Origin of the sequence: Rhodopseudomonas faecalis (genome assembly GCF_003217325.1) — a bacterium.
In the GTDB taxonomy this organism is placed as follows: domain Bacteria; phylum Pseudomonadota; class Alphaproteobacteria; order Rhizobiales; family Xanthobacteraceae; genus Rhodopseudomonas; species Rhodopseudomonas faecalis.
In genome coordinates this window covers 70,728-88,331 of record NZ_QJTI01000017.1, presented here as the reverse complement: position 1 = coordinate 88,331, position 17,604 = coordinate 70,728, and the positions used below count along the sequence as shown (strand labels likewise).

The following is a 17,604-nucleotide window of genomic DNA, read 5'->3' as shown; positions in this document are numbered from 1 at the left end:
GCGTCGTATTCGGTGCTGAGCGCGGTCGGCCGGCTGTCGCCGCAGGTGCTGAAGCTGAGCACCACGGTCTATGACCCGAGCGTGCATTATCATCAAGTGCGCGACAGCTGGATCGGCGTCCGCACTCCCGACGGGCGCTGAGACCTATTCGGTCCTTAAGCCCGAGACGACCAAACGGGCGGTTCTGATCATGGTATCAGGACCGATCTGATCGGCCTAACCCGGTTGTTCTGCTGACGATCTTGATCGTTGCTGACAACACGCCGCCGCCTGGGCTCAGTGCAGGGCGCGTCTTGCAATGAAATCCTACCGTGGCTTACCGTTCGGTGTAGAAGCGGCCGACGATTCGAGCAGGCATTTGACTGCTCGAGGCGTAGCCCAGGGTAACTACCAGCTTGAACCAAAAGCCCGAACCTTTTGATCTGGGGACAAGTCAGGTTTGCGCCGTGAAAATCTGGTGTCTCGAATCCGGAATGAGCACACCTGTGTCGCTTTGGTGTAGACCTAGTGCGTTGACGATGTGGAGTGGGAGATGACGCAGCCTGCAAAGGTTCAAGAGCCCTCGATGGAGGAGATTCTGGCGTCGATCCGGCGCATTATTGCGGATGATGAAGCCAAGCCAGCCGCTGCTGCGCCCGCACCGGCGCCGGCACCAGCGCCTGCTCCGGCCGCCGCCGCCGCTCCCAAACCGGAACCCGCAAAGGCCGCTGCTCCGGCGGCAAAGGCTCCTGCCATGAGTAACACCACGGCTGCGCCCGCTAAGCCTGTCGCTCCACCTCCCGCGCCGTCGGCCGCAGAGAGCAACAGCCAGGACGATATCGACGCGCTGCTCGCCGGTCTCGACGAGGTAACCGCTGAGGAAGAGGTGCGCCCGCCGCCGCGGATGGCCGCGCCCGAACCGCCGCCGGTTGTTGAAGAGGAAGAGGTGTTCGAGCTCACCGACGAGATGGCGCTGCCTGATCCGGCGCCGGCCGCGCCGTCGGCGTTCCAGGTCGATGCCGACAATGACGTCGAGTTCGCCGAAGCGGTGTGCGAAAGCGTCAAGAAGGAGCCGCCTCCGCCGCCGCCGGCCCCGAGCTGGGTCGCGCCCGCTGCCGAGCGGGCCGCGTCTGCGCCGGTCGATACCCCGATGGAGGCACCGATCCTGTCGCGCGCCACGGTCGCCGCGGTCGACTCCGCGTTCAACTCGCTGGCGCATACCGTGCTCAGCAACAACGCCCGCACGCTCGAAGACCTGGTCAAAGAGATGCTGCGGCCGATGCTGAAATCCTGGCTGGACGACAATCTGCCGCAGATGGTGGAGCGGATCGTCCGGGCCGAGATCGAGCGGGTGTCGCGCGGCCGCTGAGCCGCCATCACGCTTCAATTTCACGAGAATTGCCGCCCGGGCCATGACCCCGTTCATGCCATGGCCCGGCTTGCGGTTGACTTGCTCGTCTGCGGAAGCTTTTTAGAGCCGGTGCGGTTTTGACGGAATCAGGACCGCAGCTTCAGCTATTGTTTTGTCGCGTTTTCTTGACGCGAACCGGACTCCAATTCGCTCGAAAACGCTCCAACGGCCGCGTCCGACGCTTTTCCAGCCAGCCGGCGCCAGCAGAATCGACCCCGCCATGATCGAAAAAACCTACCAACCCGCCGAGATCGAAGGCCGTATTGCGCAAGCCTGGGAGGCCGAAGGCGCCTTCAAGGCCGGCCGGCCCGACCGCCGCGACGCTGCGCCTTACGCCATCGTGATCCCACCGCCGAATGTCACCGGCTCGCTGCATATGGGCCACGCCCTCAACAACACGCTGCAGGACATCCTGTGCCGGTTCGAGCGCATGCGCGGCCGCGACGTGCTGTGGCAGCCGGGCACTGACCACGCCGGCATCGCCACCCAGATGGTGGTGGAACGGCAACTGATGGAGCGCAAGGAGCCCGGCCGCCGCGACATGGGCCGCGAGAAATTCCTGGAGCGGGTCTGGCAGTGGAAGGCCGAGAGCGGCGGCATCATCATCAATCAGCTCAAGCGCCTCGGTGCGTCGTGCGACTGGTCGCGCGAGCGCTTCACCATGGACGAGGGGCTGTCGCGCGCCGTCATCAAGGTGTTCGTGCAGCTGCATCGCGAGGGCCTGATCTACAAGGCCAAGCGGCTCGTGAACTGGGACCCGAAGCTGCTCACCGCGATCTCCGACCTCGAAGTGCAGCAGGTCGAGGTCAAGGGCAATCTCTGGCACCTGCGCTATCCGCTGGAAGGCGTCAGCTTCGATCCCAATGATCCTTCGACCTTCATCGTGGTCGCGACCACGCGCCCGGAAACCATGCTCGGCGACACCGCGGTTGCGGTGAACCCGGAAGATGAGCGCTACACCCATCTGGTCGGCCGTCATGTGATCCTGCCGCTGGTTGGCCGCCGGATTCCGATCGTCGCCGACGACTATTCCGATCCCGAAAAGGGTTCTGGCGCGGTCAAGATCACCCCGGCGCATGACTTCAACGACTTTGAAGTTGGCCGCCGCCATAGCCTGCCGCAGATCAGCGTGCTCGATATCGAGGCGAAATTGTCGCTGGCCGATAACAGCGCCTATCTGCACGGCCTGCCGGAAGGCGCGCGCGAATTCGCCGAAGAACTCGAAGGCATGGAGCGCTTTGCCGCGCGCAAGCTGATCGTGGCGCGGCTGGAAGAATTCGGCTTCTTGGAGAAGATCGAACCGAACACCCACATGGTCCCGCATGGCGACCGTTCCGGTGTGGTGATCGAGCCGTTCTTGACGGACCAATGGTATGTCGACGCCGCGACGCTGGCGCAGCCGGCGATCGCCGCCGTGCGCAACGGCGATACCACCTTCGTGCCGAAGAACTGGGAAAAGACCTATTTTGAATGGATGGAGAACATCCAGCCCTGGTGTATCTCGCGGCAATTGTGGTGGGGCCACCAGATCCCGGCCTGGTATGGGCCGGACGGCAAGGTGTTCGTCGCCGAGACCGAGGAAGAGGCGGTCGGCAACGCGCTCGGCTACTATGTCGAGCAGGAAGTGCTGACGCCGGAGCAGGCGCACGACATGGCGGAAGACCCCGCCAAGCGCGAGGGCTTCATCACCCGCGATGAAGACGTGCTCGACACCTGGTTCTCGTCGGCGCTGTGGCCGTTCTCGACGCTCGGCTGGCCGGACGACGACACCGACGTCAAGCGTTACTACCCGACCAATGTGCTGGTCACCGGCTTCGACATCATCTTCTTCTGGGTCGCCCGGATGATGATGATGGGCCTGCACTTCATGGAGGACGTGCCGTTCCCGACCGTCTACATCCATGCGCTCGTCCGCGACGAGAAGGGCGCCAAGATGTCGAAGTCGAAGGGCAACGTCATCGACCCGCTGCATCTGATCGACGAATACGGCGCCGACGCGCTGCGGTTCACGCTGACCGCGATGGCGGCGCAGGGCCGCGACATCAAGCTCGCCACCAGCCGCGTCGAGGGCTATCGCAATTTCGCGACCAAGCTGTGGAACGCCTGCCGGTTCGCCGAAATGAATCAGTGCGCGCTGCCGGACGGTTTTGATCCGACCGCGGCCAAGCAGACGCTGAATCGCTGGATCGCGCACGAGACCGTGCGCGCGGTGCGCGAAGTGACCGAGGCGATCGAAGCCTATCGCTTCAACGATGCCGCGGGCGCTGCCTATCGCTTCGTCTGGAACGTGTATTGCGACTGGTATCTCGAACTCGCCAAGCCGGTCCTGACCGGCGAGGACGGCGAGGCCAAGGCCGAGACCCGCGCCATGGTCGCCTGGGCGCGCGATGAGATTCTCAAACTGCTGCATCCGTTCATGCCTTTCATCACCGAAGAATTGTGGGCGGTGACCGCTAAGCGCGACGGGCTGCTGACGCTCGAGCCGTGGTCGCGCAAGGCCGAGCTGAGCGCCGAAGTGTTCGCAAGCCCGGTGCTCACCGATCCGATGGTGCCGCCGGTGATCCTGCAGCCGGAGCACGAGCCGGAATTCAGCGATCCCGCCGCGGAAGCCGAGATCGGCTGGGTGGTCGATCTCGTCACCGCGATCCGCTCGGTGCGCGCCGAGATGAACATCACGCCCGCGACGCTGACGCCGCTGGTGCTGGCCGGTGCTTCGCCGGAGACGCGCGAGCGCGCGGCGCGCTGGAGCGATGTCATCAAGCGCCTGGCGCGGCTTGGCGAGATCTCGTTTGCCGACGCGGCGCCGCAGGGCGCGGTGCAGCTTCTGGTGCGCGGCGAGGTCGCGGCGCTGCCGCTCAAGGGCGTGATCGATCTGGCGGCCGAGAAGGCGCGGCTCGACAAGGAGCTCGGCAAGGCCGAGGCCGACATCAAGCGCGTCGACGCCAAACTGTCGAACGAGAAGTTCGTCGCCAACGCGCCGGAAGAGATCGTCGAGGAAGAAAAAGAGAAGCGCGAGGCGGCGGTCGCGCGCAAGGAAAAGATCCTCGAAGCGCTCGAGCGGCTGAGCAACGCCGGCTGATCGATTACTCGACCACGTCTCGGTCACCGTCTCCGACAACGCGGTGACCGAGCCGTTCCACGATACGCCTGCGCACGACGCTGGATTGCTTCGCTGCGCTCGCAAGGACAACGTTATCCGTGAGCGGAGCGGCTCAGCGGAGAGCTACGCACTCCTGGCCGCAGCCGTTAGCGCGACTTGTCCGGGAACGGCTTGCTGACAAAAGGCGACTGGCGCAGCGCGTAACGCCACGGCAGTTCGGCGGCCTTGGTGATGCCGATCCGCGGGCCGGTGACGATCTCAGGCGCGGTGACCCGGCGATAAAGCGCAAATGGCGGCCGGTCGAGCGGTAGGCAATTATGCGCCAGCGTGATGCCGAGCGCCTGCGCCAGCTTACCCGGCCCCGAACATAATTGCCGCGGTTCCTCGAGCCCGCGCCGCGCCGCCATCGCATCGAGGCCATGGCTTGGTTGCAGCGCCCGGATCAGCACCGCGCTCGCCGAACCTTCGGCCTCGCACACGAAATTCAGACACCAGTGCATGCCATAGGAGCGGTAGACATAGGCGTGGCCGGGCGGGCCGAACATCGCCGCGTTGCGCGCGGTTTCGCCGCGGTAGGAATGCGCCGCCGGATCGTTGTGGTGATAGGCCTCGACCTCGACGATCACGCCGCCGGTACCGTCCACCAGCAAAACGGCGCCGATCAACTCCGGCGCGATGTCGTGCACGCTGCGGTCGAAAAAGCCGCGCCCGATCGGGCGGCCGAGCTTGGCGGGCAGGGCATTGGCGGCAAGAGCGGTGCGGACCATGGCTGGCTACGGCGTCAAAACCCCGGCACGATGGCGGATTGCATCATTCGCGAGCATTATTGGAATGGTGGGGGTCCAGCAAGTCGCCGGGTTGCGGGACCGGGACCGGCAGATTAGGTAGGGGTGTCTTACAAGCGGACGTGCCATGGTTGTCGTCATCGATACCGTTTCCGATCAGCCGATCCGGCCGCGCCACCCGGAAAAGGCGGCGCGCCCTGACGCGCCATCGCCGAAAAAGCCGGACTGGATCAGGGTGCGCGCCCCGACCTCGCGCGGCTATGCCGACACACGCAATATCGTCAGGCAAAACGGCCTGCATACGGTGTGCGAGGAGGCCGGCTGCCCGAATATCGGCGAGTGCTGGGACAAGAAGCACGCCACTTTCATGATCATGGGCGACACCTGCACGCGCGCCTGTGCGTTCTGCAACGTCAAGACCGGGCTGCCGGCGGCGCTCGATCGCTCCGAGCCGGACAATGTCGCGGAGGCCACCGCCAAGCTCGGCCTGTCGCATATCGTGCTGACGTCCGTTGATCGCGACGATCTCGCCGATGGCGGCGCGGCCCATATCGCCGCCACCATTGCTGCGGTGCGCGCGCGCTGCCCGGACACCACCATCGAGGTGCTGACCCCGGATTTCCTGCGCAAAGATGGCGCGCTCGAAATCGTGGTCGCGGCCAAGCCGGACGTGTTCAACCACAATCTGGAAACCGTGCCGGCGCGCTATCTCGAAGTGCGCCCCGGTGCGCGCTACTTCCATTCGGTGCGGCTGTTGCAGCGCGTCAAGGAACTGGACCCGACGATGTTCACCAAGTCGGGGATCATGGTCGGGCTCGGCGAGGAGCGCAACGAAGTGCTGCAGGTGATGGATGACCTGCGCAGCGCCGATGTCGATTTTCTCACCATCGGTCAGTATTTGCAGCCGACTCTCAAACACCATCCGGTAATGCGCTATGTGCCGCCCGAGGAGTTTGTCGGCTACAAGGACATTGCCTCGGCCAAGGGCTTTTTGATGGTGTCGGCCAGTCCGATGACCCGGTCATCGCATCACGCCGGCGAGGATTTTGCCAAACTACGGGCAGCGCGCGCCGCGCTGGCCCGCTGAGTCACACTCCATGCCGCAATTTCAAAGCAAGCGCCGCGTTCGCCACAGCGCCAGCGAGATGTTCGAACTGGTCGCCGATATCGAGCGCTATCCGGAATTCGTGCCGCTGTGTTCGGCGCTGCGCATCAATCATCGCACGGTGCGCGCCGATGGCTGCGAAGTGCTGACCGCCGACATGACCGTGGCGTTCAAGATGGTGCGCGAGAGCTTTACCAGCCGGGTGACGCTCGATCGCGCCAACCAGAAGATCATGGTCGAATATCTGCGCGGGCCGTTCAGCCATCTGCAGAACCGCTGGACCTTTGAAGCGCGCGGCGACGATGCCTGCGACGTCGGCTTCTTCCTGGCCTACGAATTCCGCAACAAGATGCTGGCAATGCTGATGGGCACGATGTTCGACGCGGCCTTTCACAAATTCGCCGCGGCGTTCGAGACCCGCGCCGACCAGATCTATGGCCGCGCTCAGCTCAACGTTTAGACTGCGCAGACAGTCTGTATTGCTCCTGGGCGCTGTTGCTGAGATAGCAGGTGCCTTGGCGGCAGTCTGCCTTGAACAACTAAAATTCAGCCAAACAAATTACCGGCGGCGCCACGAGCACCTTGAATGTTGACGCACAAATTAGATCGTTTCATGTTTTGACGGAAGCGTATCCTGCGTTGATGAGATAGTTGCTGCATTCGTCGGGTGGGATGTTTCGGACGAGGCGGCCTATGTGGTCGCAGGCTGCGTCGATGGTGCGCTTCTGGGCGATGCGCATCCAGCGCTTGATCTTGGCGAACACCTGCTCGATTGGGGTGAGATCGGGCGAATACGGCGGCAGATACCATAGCCTGGCGTCGGCTCATCGGATCATTTGACGGACGGCCGGCGACTTGTGGCTGCCGAGATTGTCCATGACGACGATGTTGCCCGGCCGTAGCACGCGCACGAGTTGCTGTTCGACGTAGGCGCGGAAGCTCTCGCCGTTGATCGGGCCGTCTAACACGCAAGGCGCCGTGAGGCGGTCGCAGCGCAGGGCACCCAGGAACGTCAGCGTTCGCCAATGGCCATGCGGTGCATAGGCGCGCAGCCGCTCGCCCTTGCCGCCCCAGCCGCGCAGCGGCGCCATGTTGGTCTTGATCCAGGTCTCGTCGATAAACACCAGTCGGCTGGGATCGAGCCGACCCTGCAAGCTGCGCCAGCGTTGCCGCCGCCTTGCGACATCGGCGCGGCCCTGCTCAAGGGCAAACAGCGTTTCTTGAAGCTCAGACCTTCACGCCTCGTGCGGCCAGTTCGTCCTCAGCCCGTGCAGTGTCAGATGTGGCGTCTGCCTGATCCTCTCCACGATGATCGCCCGATGCGGCGCCAAGACCGGCTTGCGATGTCCGCCCATCTTTCCCGTCGCCACCGATCCTGTCGCAAGATAGCGCTGGCGCCACTTCACGGCCTACGACACCGCCTCGCCAAACCGCGCTGCAACGACCCGGTAGCTCTCTCCGGACGACACCTCCGCCACGGCTCGTTCACGCAGAACATTCGAAATAGGTTGTACCATGCGATGCTGGCCTCCGATCCAGCCAGTACCTTGAATAACAAGTCGCAATCCGACGGAATCCCTCCTGATTAAATCAATCGATGTGCCGCTCTACGAGCCGTCGCGAATTGGTTAGCGTAGTCGCCAGAGAGACAAATACTACCGCAACACATGTACTCGCGGTTATTGTTGATTGGCAGTTTTGTAGGGCGATATTTCGCGAAATTAGACGCGTTTGTGGAGTTGTGTCGATGCGCATTGTCAATGTAAGGTTGATTGCTGGCTGAAGCGCTGGATGATCCGGCGCTTAATGTGCTTGGGGGCAGCGATGTCAGTGAAACGTTTTGCGCTAATCATTCCGCTAGTATTTTACGTGATCAGCGGTGCTCATGCGAGTGATGCTAACGTCAAGTTGGTGTCTGATAGTCTTTGTGGTACTTCAGGAATGAATACTTACCGACTTGAGATAATGATTAACAATGGGGTGCTTGGGCGATCTGAACTTGAGTCTATACTGCCAACTGCAATGCAGGACTGTTTGGTCTCTCCAGAACTATTAATAAATCCTGACGGCGCAGCCTTTGTAACAAAGTACCTTCCAATGGATGCGAAGGTGCCTTGGGCAATCGTAGGTACGTTGTACGACGCCCGCACCAAAAATCCAAAGATGTACACCGCCGCTAGCGATATGCTTTCGAAGGTCGTTTTGCTGGGGCCTATGCGTCCGGTCAAACTTAGTAAGCTCCTCCAGAAGGTTCGGCGTTCGCCTAAAGATGCTGCATCGAAAGTCTCTGAGCGCCTCGCAAGCTCAACAAACTGCTGGGGGGATAGCATCCCATACTTGATCATAAGGACGGGTGATTGGGAGGCGATTAAGATCGCCATAGAACGTGGACTTATTGCGCCGGATACGCGTTTCCCGTATACGCCGGGGATTCCAAAGCACATTCCAATTTACGACAGTTATATCGAAGTAACAAATGCGTCTCTTAGTGAGTATAGGATCGGAGACCATTTGTTAATGGCAAAGTCGAGAACCGAGTGTCCATGGATAGAAATGCAGCGCAATGGTTTGACTATGACGCTGGCTGAAATGCTAATCGAGCATATTAGAAGTGATAGGTCAGTGTCCGAGTTGTTGACGTTTGTGCTTAAGCGTGGCTTTAAAGTTGCGCCCAGTACGTTTCATAGCTTGGTTATTCCATACAGGGGGCCGAGGCTTGGAATGGGTTTATCCAAGGATGGATTTGCGATTACCATTGAAAGGGAGTCGTTGTTCGACGATTTGATCGAGGCTGGGGCGGACATCAATTATGCTCAAAATGGAAAGACTATTTTGAGGAGAGCTATTGATGGGCAGGAGTTCAACTGGCCAAATGGTCGTTTAATCGACGCGCTGACGAAGCGAGGGGCGAGGTTGAATTAATATGGTTACGCAACCCTGGATTGATTCGGGTTTCACTGAAATCGAATAGGCTAATGGCCACTAGCGGGTCGGTGTTATCGGTTCTAATGTTGGAGTGATGTCCGAGCGATGCGGGGTGTGGTCTGCTTGGGCGAGGGTGTCGCCCGGCTTCTTGATCCTTAGCTCTTGCGCGGCTTGGGCTTGGACCGCGACGACACCGGCCGCTTGACCGCGGTGCGGCGCGCGGTGCGGGCGGCGCGCAGTCGTGATGCGCTTTCCGCCGGGCGCAGCTTGGCGGCAGGCTTGGGGCCGCGCACCAATTCCAGCAGCATCCGCAAAGCTTCGACCACCGAACGCTGCCGCACGGTGTTGCGGCCGATCGCGCCAAAACGCTGCTCGCGATGCATGATGCGGCCATCGCGCGATGCTGCCGCAAAATGCACCAGTCCGACCGGCTTGCCCGGGGTGGCACCGCCGGGGCCGGCGATGCCGGTGATCGCCACCGCAACATCGACCTCGGTCGCTTCCAGCGCGCCGATCGCCATCGCGATCGCGGTTTCTTTGCTGACCGCGCCAAAGGTGGTGAGCGTGGTTTGCGGCACGCCCAACATCGATTGCTTGGCTTCGTTGGAATAGGTCACGAAGCCGCGGTCCAGCACCTCGGAGGAGCCGGGTATTTCGGTCAGTGCCCCCGCGACCAGTCCGCCGGTGCAGGATTCCGCCGTCGCGATCGTCAGCTTGCGCGAACGGCACAGATCCAGCAGCACGCGGGTTAGGGCGCGCGGGTCACCGCTCATTAGCCGCTCAATCCGTTCGGACCCCAGGGCAGCCGCACCGTGGCGCTGGCGGTCGCCGCGATGCCTTCCTGGCGGCCGGTGAAGCCGAGCTGCTCGCTGGTGGTGGCCTTGACCGCGATCCGCTCGATCGGCAGGCCGGTGATCTCAGCAATGCGCGCGCGCATCGCTTCGCGCAGCGGGCCGATTTTCGGGCGCTCGCAGATCATGGTGACTTCGAGATTGGCAATCCGGCCGCCGCGCGCGGCCACCCGCTCAACCGCGTACTTCAAGAATTTGTCGGAGGCCGCGCCCTTCCACTGCGGATCAGTGGGTGGGAAGTGCGAGCCGATATCGCCATCGGCCAGCGCGCCCAAAATGGCATCGACCAGCGCGTGCAGACCGACATCGCCATCGGAATGCGCCAGGAAGCCGCGATTATGCGGCACCTTGAGGCCGCACAGCCAGACGTGGTCGCCATCGCCGAATGCGTGCACGTCATAGCCGGTGCCGGTGCGGATATCGCCGAGCAGCGCCGCCAGCCGCAATTCCTCGCGGACAAAGTCTTCCGATGTGGTGAGTTTCATATTCGCAGCATCGCCTTCAAAAGTCGCAACCGTCAATCCCGCCCATTCCGCGATCGCCGCATCGTCGGTGAAGTCATCGCGGCCATCGCGCGCCGCGCGGCGATGCGCTTCCAGGATGGTATCAAAGCGAAATGCCTGCGGGGTCTGCGCGATGCGCAGCTGAGCACGGTCCGGCGTGCCGATCACATCGCCAGTGCCATTGACCTGCTTGATGGTGTCGGTCACCGGAATGGTCGGCACCGCGGCGCCGGTGCGCTCCGCGGCGACGATGGCGCGCGAGATCAGCGCGGCATCGACAAACGGCCGGGCGGCATCGTGAATCAGCACGATGTCGGGCGCGTCCGCAGCGAGCGCTTCCAGGCCCGAGCGCACCGATTGCTGCCGGGTGGCGCCGCCAGGGGCGGGCGCGCGGTAGGTCAAGCCGGCAACCGCCTGCTCAAACATTGCGCGGTCATCGGGGCTGGTCACCGGCTGCACCGCCGCGATCTCCGGATGGGTGCAGAACGGCTGCATGGCACGGAAAATCACCGGCTGGCCGGCGAGTGTGCGGTATTGCTTGGGGCCGCCCGCGCCGGCGCGCAGCCCGCGGCCGCCGGCGACAATGATTGCGGCAGTTCGTCGTGAGTTGGCCATTGTCTCGCTTGAAGCAGTGAATGAAGAAGCGAACTTGCACTTATCACGATGGCGCGGAAAGCACATGCCGGACGGCGGCTGCGTGTTGATATTTGCTGCAATGCACTTGCGTTGCGCGAAGTTTTGGCTAAACTATAGGCATGCACTGTTTTTGCTTATAATCTAGGCTTTCGTGCCTAAGTTTTGTTCATTACTCGACGAGTGGACCTGTGCCCGGCGCCAAGCTAACTGGCCGTGAGCCGTTGAAATGCGGCCGCTTCGAACTCGCCAACCGCGTGTTCCTGGCGCCGATGTCGGGCATTACCGATGCGCCGTTCCGTCGCCAGGTGGCGGCGCTGGGCGCCGGTGCGGTGGTGTCCGAAATGACCGCGAGTGATGATCTGGTGCGCGGCCGGCCGCTGTCGGTGCGACGCTGCGACGCCGTTGGCATCGGTCCGCACATCGTTCAGCTTGCGGGCTGCGAAACCTATTGGATGGCGGAAGGCGCGCGGATCGCGGAGGCGAATGGCGCTGATATCATCGATATCAATATGGGCTGTCCGGCCCGCCACGTCACCGGCGGTCAATCCGGTTCGGCCTTGATGCGCGACCTCGATCATGCCGTGAAGCTGATCGACGCCACCGTCGCCGCGGTGTCGGTGCCGGTCACCTTGAAAATGCGGCTCGGCTGGGACGAGCAATCGCGCAATGCGCCAGAATTGGCGCGCCGCGCGCAAGATGCCGGCGTGAAGCTGATCACCGTGCATGGCCGCACCCGCAATCAGTTCTACAAAGGCCAGGCCAATTGGCGCGCGGTGCGCGAGGTCAAAGACGCGGTCGATATTCCGACCGTGGTCAATGGCGACATCGTGTCGTTCGAAACCGCCGCTGAGGCGCTTGATCAATCAGGCGCTGATGCGGTGATGATCGGCCGCGGCGCGCAGGGCCGGCCCTGGCTGCCCGGGCAGATCGGCCGCCAGCTCGCCACCGGCAAAGCCGAGCCGGCACCCGAGCTGAGCAAGCAGCTGCACTATTTGCAGACGCTCTATGAGGACACGCTGACGCTCTATGGCGTGCGCGTCGGATTGCGCCATGCCCGCAAGCATCTCGGCTGGGGGCTGGATGCGGCGGCCTGCACGGTCGGCGCGCCCGACAATGTGCTGAAGCGCTGGCGGGCACGAATCTTGATTCTGGAACAGCCCGATGAGGTGCGCCGCCAATTGTGCGACGCTTTTGCAGATTTCGCCTGGAGTGCCGCCGCATGACTGCCGATCCGCGCCGAGGCCGCTCTCCTGACGCCGATGCCATCCTCAACGCATTGCCTAATCCGGTGATCGTGGTGGCCTCGGACGGCAAGATCATCGAAGCCAATATGGCCGCGGAGTTCTTCTTCGAAATTTCCAGCCAGCTATTGCGCCGGCTGTCGCTCACCGAACTCGTGCCGTTCGGCAGCCCGATCTTGGCTTTGATCGAGCAGGTGCGCGCCGCCGGATCCCCGGTCAACGAATACAAGGTCGATCTCGGCACGCCGCGGATCGGCACCGATCGGCTGGTCGATCTGCACGTGGCGCCGCTGGCCGAGCGGCCCGGCGACATCATCATCGTGCTGCAGGAGCGCACCATTGCCGACAAGATGGATCGGCAACTGACCCATCGCAGCGCGGCGCGCTCGGTGACGGCGCTGGCCGCGATGCTGGCGCATGAGATCAAGAATCCGCTGTCCGGCATTCGCGGCGCGGCGCAACTGCTCGAACAGCAGGCCTCGCCCGAGGACCGGATGCTGACCCGGCTGATCTGCGACGAGGCCGATCGCATCGTGACGCTGGTCGATCGCATGGAAGTGTTTGGCGACGAGCGCCCGGTGCCGCGCGGTCCGGTCAACATCCATACCGTGTTCGATCATGTGAAGCGGCTGGCGCAGTCCGGCTTCGCGCGCAACGTCAAGTTCATCGAAGAATATGATCCATCGCTGCCGCCGGTGCTCGCCAATCAGGATCAGCTGATCCAGGTGTTCCTGAATCTGGTCAAGAACGCCGCCGAAGCAGTCAATGAAATGGGGACGGATGGTGAGATTCAGCTCACCACCGCATTCCGCCCTGGCATCCGGCTGTCGGTGCCGGGCCAGAAATCACGGGTGTCGTTGCCGCTGGAGTTTTGCGTCAGAGACAACGGCCCCGGTGTACCCGACGACCTGATGCCCAACCTGTTCGATCCGTTCATCACCACGAAACAGTCGGGGAGCGGGTTGGGGTTGGCGCTGGTAGCCAAAATCGTCGGGGACCACGGCGGCATCGTCGAGTGCGAGTCACAACCGCGCAAGACGACCTTCCGTGTACTCATGCCGATGTACAACGCAGCAACTAACAACACAGCAAGCGGCGACGAGGATTTTTACGGGACGTCCTCCCACGCTGCTCAGACTCAAAAATGAGGAACTCCGATGCCATCAGGTAGCATCCTGGTTGCCGATGACGACACAGCCATTCGCACAGTGCTCAATCAGGCGCTATCGCGCGCCGGCTATGAGGTGCGATTGACGGGCAACGCGGCAACGCTATGGCGTTGGGTCAGCCAAGGCGAGGGCGATCTGGTGATCACCGATGTGGTGATGCCCGACGAAAATGCCTTCGACCTCTTGCCGCGGATCAAAAAGATCCGGCCCAATCTGCCGGTGATCGTGATGAGTGCGCAAAACACCTTCATGACCGCGATCCGCGCCTCCGAGAAAGGCGCTTATGAGTACCTGCCCAAACCCTTCGACCTCAAAGAACTGATCGGCATCGTCGGCCGGGCGCTGGCCGAGCCAAAAGACCGCGCGCTGGAGCCGGAGGAGGGCGAGTTCGATTCCATTCCGCTGGTCGGTCGCTCGCCAGCGATGCAGGAAATCTACCGCGTGCTCGCGCGGTTGATGCAGACCGATCTCACCGTGATGATTTCCGGCGAATCCGGCACCGGCAAAGAATTGGTGGCGCGCGCGCTGCATGACTATGGCAAGCGCCGCAACGGCCCGTTCGTGGCGGTCAATATGGCGGCGATCCCGCGCGACCTGATCGAATCGGAATTGTTCGGCCATGAGCGCGGCGCCTTCACCGGCGCCAACACCCGCGCCTCGGGCCGGTTCGAGCAGGCCGAGGGCGGCACGCTGTTTTTGGACGAAATCGGCGACATGCCGATGGAGGCGCAGACCCGGCTGCTGCGCGTGCTGCAGCAGGGCGAATACACCACGGTCGGCGGCCGCACTCCGATCAAGACCGACGTCCGGATCGTGGCCGCCTCCAACAAGGACCTGCGCATTCTGATCCAGCAGGGCCTGTTCCGCGAGGACCTGTTCTTCCGCCTCAATGTGGTGCCGCTGCGGTTGCCGCCGCTGCGCGAGCACATCGAGGATTTGCCGGACCTGGTGCGCCACTTCTTCGCGCTGGCCGAAAAGGACGGGCTACCGGCCAAGAAGCTCGATTCCCAGGCCTTGGAGCGGCTCAAGCAGCACCGCTGGCCCGGCAATGTCCGTGAGTTGGAAAATCTGGCACGGCGGCTGGCGGCGCTCTATCCGCAGGAGGTGATCACCGCCCCGGTGATCGATTGCGAGCTGGCGCCGCCGGCGGTGATTTCACCGGGCAACATCAGCTCCAACATCGACAATCTTGGTGGGGCGGTGGAAAATTACCTTTCGACGCATTTCGCCGGCTTCCCGAACGGCATGCCGCCGCCGGGCCTCTATCACCGCATCCTGCGCGAAATCGAAGTGCCGCTGCTGACCGCAGCCTTGGCGGCGACCCGCGGCAACCAGATTCGCGCCGCCGACCTGCTTGGCCTCAATCGCAACACCTTGCGCAAGAAAATCCGGGACCTCGACATCCAGGTCTACCGGTCCGGGGGCTGACGGACGCCGGCGTTTCGCACGAAATCCGGGGGGAAGTCCGGTTAGAGCTTCTCCAGGCTGGTTGCACGCCAAGGAATTGTCGCAATCGGGCAACAATGTTGTAGGAATGCATCAGTTCGGCTGCCCTCGTGGCAGCCGATAGCATTTCGCAACTGACCCCATTCCGGCATGACCAGCGCAGAACAGTCGGCTCCATCGATCGATCCGCCGCACACCGAGTCGCGGAAGGCACCGCTCCGCAAGTGGATCGCTCCCTTGGCGGTCGGCCTCGCGCTGCTGTCGGCGTTCCTGACCTTCGTGGTCTTGACCGGGCTGACCCCGATCGCGCCGACCCGGCAGGTGGTGGTCACCTTCCTGATGATCAACGCCGCCACCGTGCTGCTGCTGGTGCTGATCATTTTGCGCGAGCTGTGGCAGGTGGTGCAGGCTAGGCGCCGCGGCCGCGCCGCCGCCCGGCTGCATGTGCAGATCGTCAGCCTGTTTTCGGTGATCGCGGTGCTGCCCGCGGTGCTGGTCTCGATCGTCGCCAATGTCACGCTCGACCGCGGCCTCGACCGGCTGTTTCAGGGGCCGACCCGCGAGGTGATCCAAAACTCGCTGATCGTCGCCAATGCTTATTTGCACGAACACGCCCAGCTCATTCGCGGCGACATTATCGGCATGGCCAATGACGTCGCCAATGTCCGGCCGTTGTTCGATCAGGATCGCAAATCGTTTCGTGAATTCCTGACCGCCAGCGCTGCCTCGCGCAATCTGCCGGGCACCATGCTGATCGATAAGGATCGCAACATCCTGGAAACCGCGCAGACCGGCATCCGTCTGCAATTCGACACGCCGGCGCCCGAGTTTCTGAGCAACGTCAACGAGACCGAGCCGCAGATCGCGGTGTTCATCGAAGCCAATTACGTCGCGGCGGTGATCCGGTTGCGCTCGTTCGACGACACCTTCCTCTATGTCGCCCGGCTGCTCGACCCGCGTGTGGTGGCGCAGCTGCGCCAGACCCAGGCCAGCGTCGCGGAATATGCCGAACTGGAAGCGCGGCGGCTCGGCATTCAGGTGGCGTTCGCGCTGATGTTCACCGTGATCGCGCTCACCGTGCTGATGTCGTCGGTGCTGATCGGCCTCAACTTCTCGAACTGGCTGGTGGCACCGATCCGGCGCCTGATGAGCGCCGCCAATCTGGTCTCGACCGGCGACCTCGCTGTGCAGGTGCCGGTGATCAAGTCCGAGGGCGATCTCGCCCGGCTTGGCGAGACTTTTAACAAGATGACCCAGGAGCTGCGCACCCAGCGCGACGAACTGGTGCAAGCCAGCGAAGTGATCGACGGCCGCCGCCGCTTCATTGAGGCGGTGCTGTCATCGGCGAGCGCCGGCATCATCGGCGTCGATGCCACCGGCAGCATCGGCATTCTGAACCGCTCCGCCGAGAAGCTGATCGGCCATTCGGAGTCCGAAACGCTTGGCCATCCCTTGTCGGAAGTGCTGCCCGAACTCGATGAGATGATGGCCGCGGCTCGCGAAGGCAGCCAGCGCCTGGTGCAGGGCCAGGTCACCATCAGCCGCGACGGCCGCGAGCGCAATCTGTCGGTCCGGGTGACGGCCGACAATTCAAGCCCGGCGCGTAGTGCGCGTGACAGCTACATCATCACTCTTGATGATATTACTGAGCTGGTCGCCGCGCAGCGCACCTCGGCCTGGGGTGACGTCGCGCGCCGGATCGCGCACGAGATAAAGAACCCGCTGACGCCGATCCAACTTTCCGCCGAGCGCATCAGGCGCAAATTCGGCAAGCTGATTGTTGAGGACAAGGCGGTGTTCGAGCAATGCACCGATACTATCATTCGCCAGGTGGACGATATCCGCCGCATGGTGGACGAATTCTCGCGTTTTGCGCGCATGCCCAAGCCCGTGATCGAAGGTGAAGACGTCGCCGATACTGTGCGCCAAGCGGTGTTTCTGATGCGCGTCGGCCATCCGGATGTTGAAATCAACGCCGAGATCAAGGATGAACCGTTGCGCGCCCGGTTTGACCGGCGTCTGATCTCGCAGGCACTGACCAACATCATCAAAAACGCGACCGAAGCGATCGAGGCCGTGCCGCCGGAGGAGCTGGATAAGGGACGGATCGATGTGATCGCCGCGCGTGACCATGACGACATCATCATCGACGTGATCGATAACGGCATCGGGCTGCCGAAGACCAGCCGTTCGCGGCTGCTCGAGCCCTATGTCACCACGCGCGAGAAGGGCACCGGACTTGGCCTCGCTATTGTCGGCCGCGTGCTGGTCGATCATGGCGGCGGTATTGAACTCAACGACGCATCCAACATTCGGCCCGGAGCTCGCGGCGCCTGGATGCGGCTGCGATTTGCGATTTCGGGTCAACCGGCGGAGCCACCGTCGGAGGGCACGCCGCTGCAAGTGGCACCGAAAATGGACGTAGCTGGCGGCAACGAGCGACAGGCGTGATC

General features: G+C 62.8%; 12 protein-coding genes and 2 pseudogenes. 10 read left to right on the top strand and 4 right to left on the bottom strand.

Annotation, left to right across the window (positions count from 1 at the left end):
- From BJ122_RS19650 to BJ122_RS13655, 3 genes and pseudogenes are all read left to right on the top strand, one after another.
- Positions 1 to 141: pseudogene (locus tag BJ122_RS19650) on the top strand (TolC family outer membrane protein); the annotation flags it as partial.
- 391 nt (positions 142 to 532) lie between these two features.
- The gene (locus BJ122_RS13660; protein WP_110781582.1) at positions 533 to 1,348 is read left to right on the top strand and encodes a PopZ family protein; all 816 of its coding nucleotides are present in this window, start codon (positions 533 to 535) and stop codon (positions 1,346 to 1,348) included.
- A 262-nt stretch (positions 1,349 to 1,610) separates the two neighbouring features.
- Positions 1,611 to 4,469, top strand: coding sequence for a valine--tRNA ligase (locus BJ122_RS13655; protein ID WP_110781581.1), 2,859 nt, complete (start codon positions 1,611 to 1,613; stop codon positions 4,467 to 4,469).
- Between the two features lie 167 nt (positions 4,470 to 4,636).
- On the opposite strand, the gene BJ122_RS13650 is transcribed toward BJ122_RS13655, so the two are convergent.
- Complete coding sequence (locus BJ122_RS13650; protein ID WP_110781580.1) at positions 4,637 to 5,257, bottom strand: DNA-3-methyladenine glycosylase; 621 nt, start codon at positions 5,255 to 5,257, stop codon at positions 4,637 to 4,639.
- 145 nt (positions 5,258 to 5,402) lie between these two features.
- Between BJ122_RS13650 and lipA the strand changes: the two genes are divergently transcribed.
- Both lipA and BJ122_RS13640 read left to right on the top strand, forming a co-directional pair.
- Positions 5,403 to 6,362: a lipoyl synthase gene (gene lipA, locus BJ122_RS13645; RefSeq protein WP_103013056.1), complete on the top strand. Its 960-nt coding sequence runs from the start codon at positions 5,403 to 5,405 to the stop codon at positions 6,360 to 6,362.
- 10 nt (positions 6,363 to 6,372) lie between these two features.
- On the top strand, positions 6,373 to 6,840 hold the full coding sequence (locus tag BJ122_RS13640) for a type II toxin-antitoxin system RatA family toxin (RefSeq protein ID WP_110781579.1): 468 nt from the start codon (positions 6,373 to 6,375) through the stop codon (positions 6,838 to 6,840).
- 151 nt (positions 6,841 to 6,991) lie between these two features.
- Here the strand turns inward: BJ122_RS13640 and BJ122_RS13635 are convergent.
- A pseudogene (locus tag BJ122_RS13635) lies at positions 6,992 to 7,897 on the bottom strand (IS630 family transposase).
- 307 nt (positions 7,898 to 8,204) lie between these two features.
- Here BJ122_RS13635 and BJ122_RS13630 point away from each other — a divergent pair.
- A complete protein-coding gene (locus tag BJ122_RS13630) occupies positions 8,205 to 9,302 on the top strand; it encodes a hypothetical protein (protein ID WP_146227198.1) in 1,098 nt (365 codons plus the stop codon).
- Between the two features lie 158 nt (positions 9,303 to 9,460).
- Here BJ122_RS13630 and BJ122_RS13625 read toward each other — a convergent pair whose 3' ends face one another.
- Positions 9,461 to 10,078 carry a CinA family protein gene (locus tag BJ122_RS13625; protein WP_110781577.1) on the bottom strand — a complete coding sequence of 206 codons (618 nt, stop codon included), beginning with the start codon at positions 10,076 to 10,078 and terminating at the stop codon, positions 9,461 to 9,463.
- The gene (locus BJ122_RS13620) at positions 10,078 to 11,274 is read right to left on the bottom strand and encodes a bifunctional 2-C-methyl-D-erythritol 4-phosphate cytidylyltransferase/2-C-methyl-D-erythritol 2,4-cyclodiphosphate synthase (RefSeq protein ID WP_110781576.1); all 1,197 of its coding nucleotides are present in this window, start codon (positions 11,272 to 11,274) and stop codon (positions 10,078 to 10,080) included. The genes BJ122_RS13625 and BJ122_RS13620 overlap by 1 nt, the downstream gene beginning before the upstream one ends.
- 209 nt (positions 11,275 to 11,483) lie before the next feature.
- On the opposite strand from BJ122_RS13620, the gene dusB reads away from it, so the two are divergent.
- The 4 genes from dusB to BJ122_RS13600 all read left to right on the top strand — a co-directional run bounded on the left by dusB (position 11,484) and on the right by BJ122_RS13600 (position 17,602).
- Entirely contained in the window at positions 11,484 to 12,518 is a 1,035-nt protein-coding gene (gene dusB / locus BJ122_RS13615) for a tRNA dihydrouridine synthase DusB (RefSeq protein ID WP_110781575.1), read from the top strand.
- Entirely contained in the window at positions 12,515 to 13,684 is a 1,170-nt protein-coding gene (locus BJ122_RS13610) for a two-component system sensor histidine kinase NtrB (RefSeq protein WP_027277313.1), read from the top strand. Before dusB ends, BJ122_RS13610 begins: the two co-directional genes overlap by 4 nt.
- Before the next feature lie 9 nt (positions 13,685 to 13,693).
- Positions 13,694 to 15,133: a nitrogen regulation protein NR(I) gene (gene ntrC / locus BJ122_RS13605; protein ID WP_110781574.1), complete on the top strand. Its 1,440-nt coding sequence runs from the start codon at positions 13,694 to 13,696 to the stop codon at positions 15,131 to 15,133.
- A gap of 168 nt (positions 15,134 to 15,301) precedes the next feature.
- Positions 15,302 to 17,602, top strand: a complete 2,301-nt coding sequence (locus BJ122_RS13600; RefSeq protein ID WP_110781573.1) for a sensor histidine kinase NtrY-like — start codon at positions 15,302 to 15,304, stop codon at positions 17,600 to 17,602.
- The last annotated feature ends 2 nt before the right edge of the window (positions 17,603 to 17,604 follow it).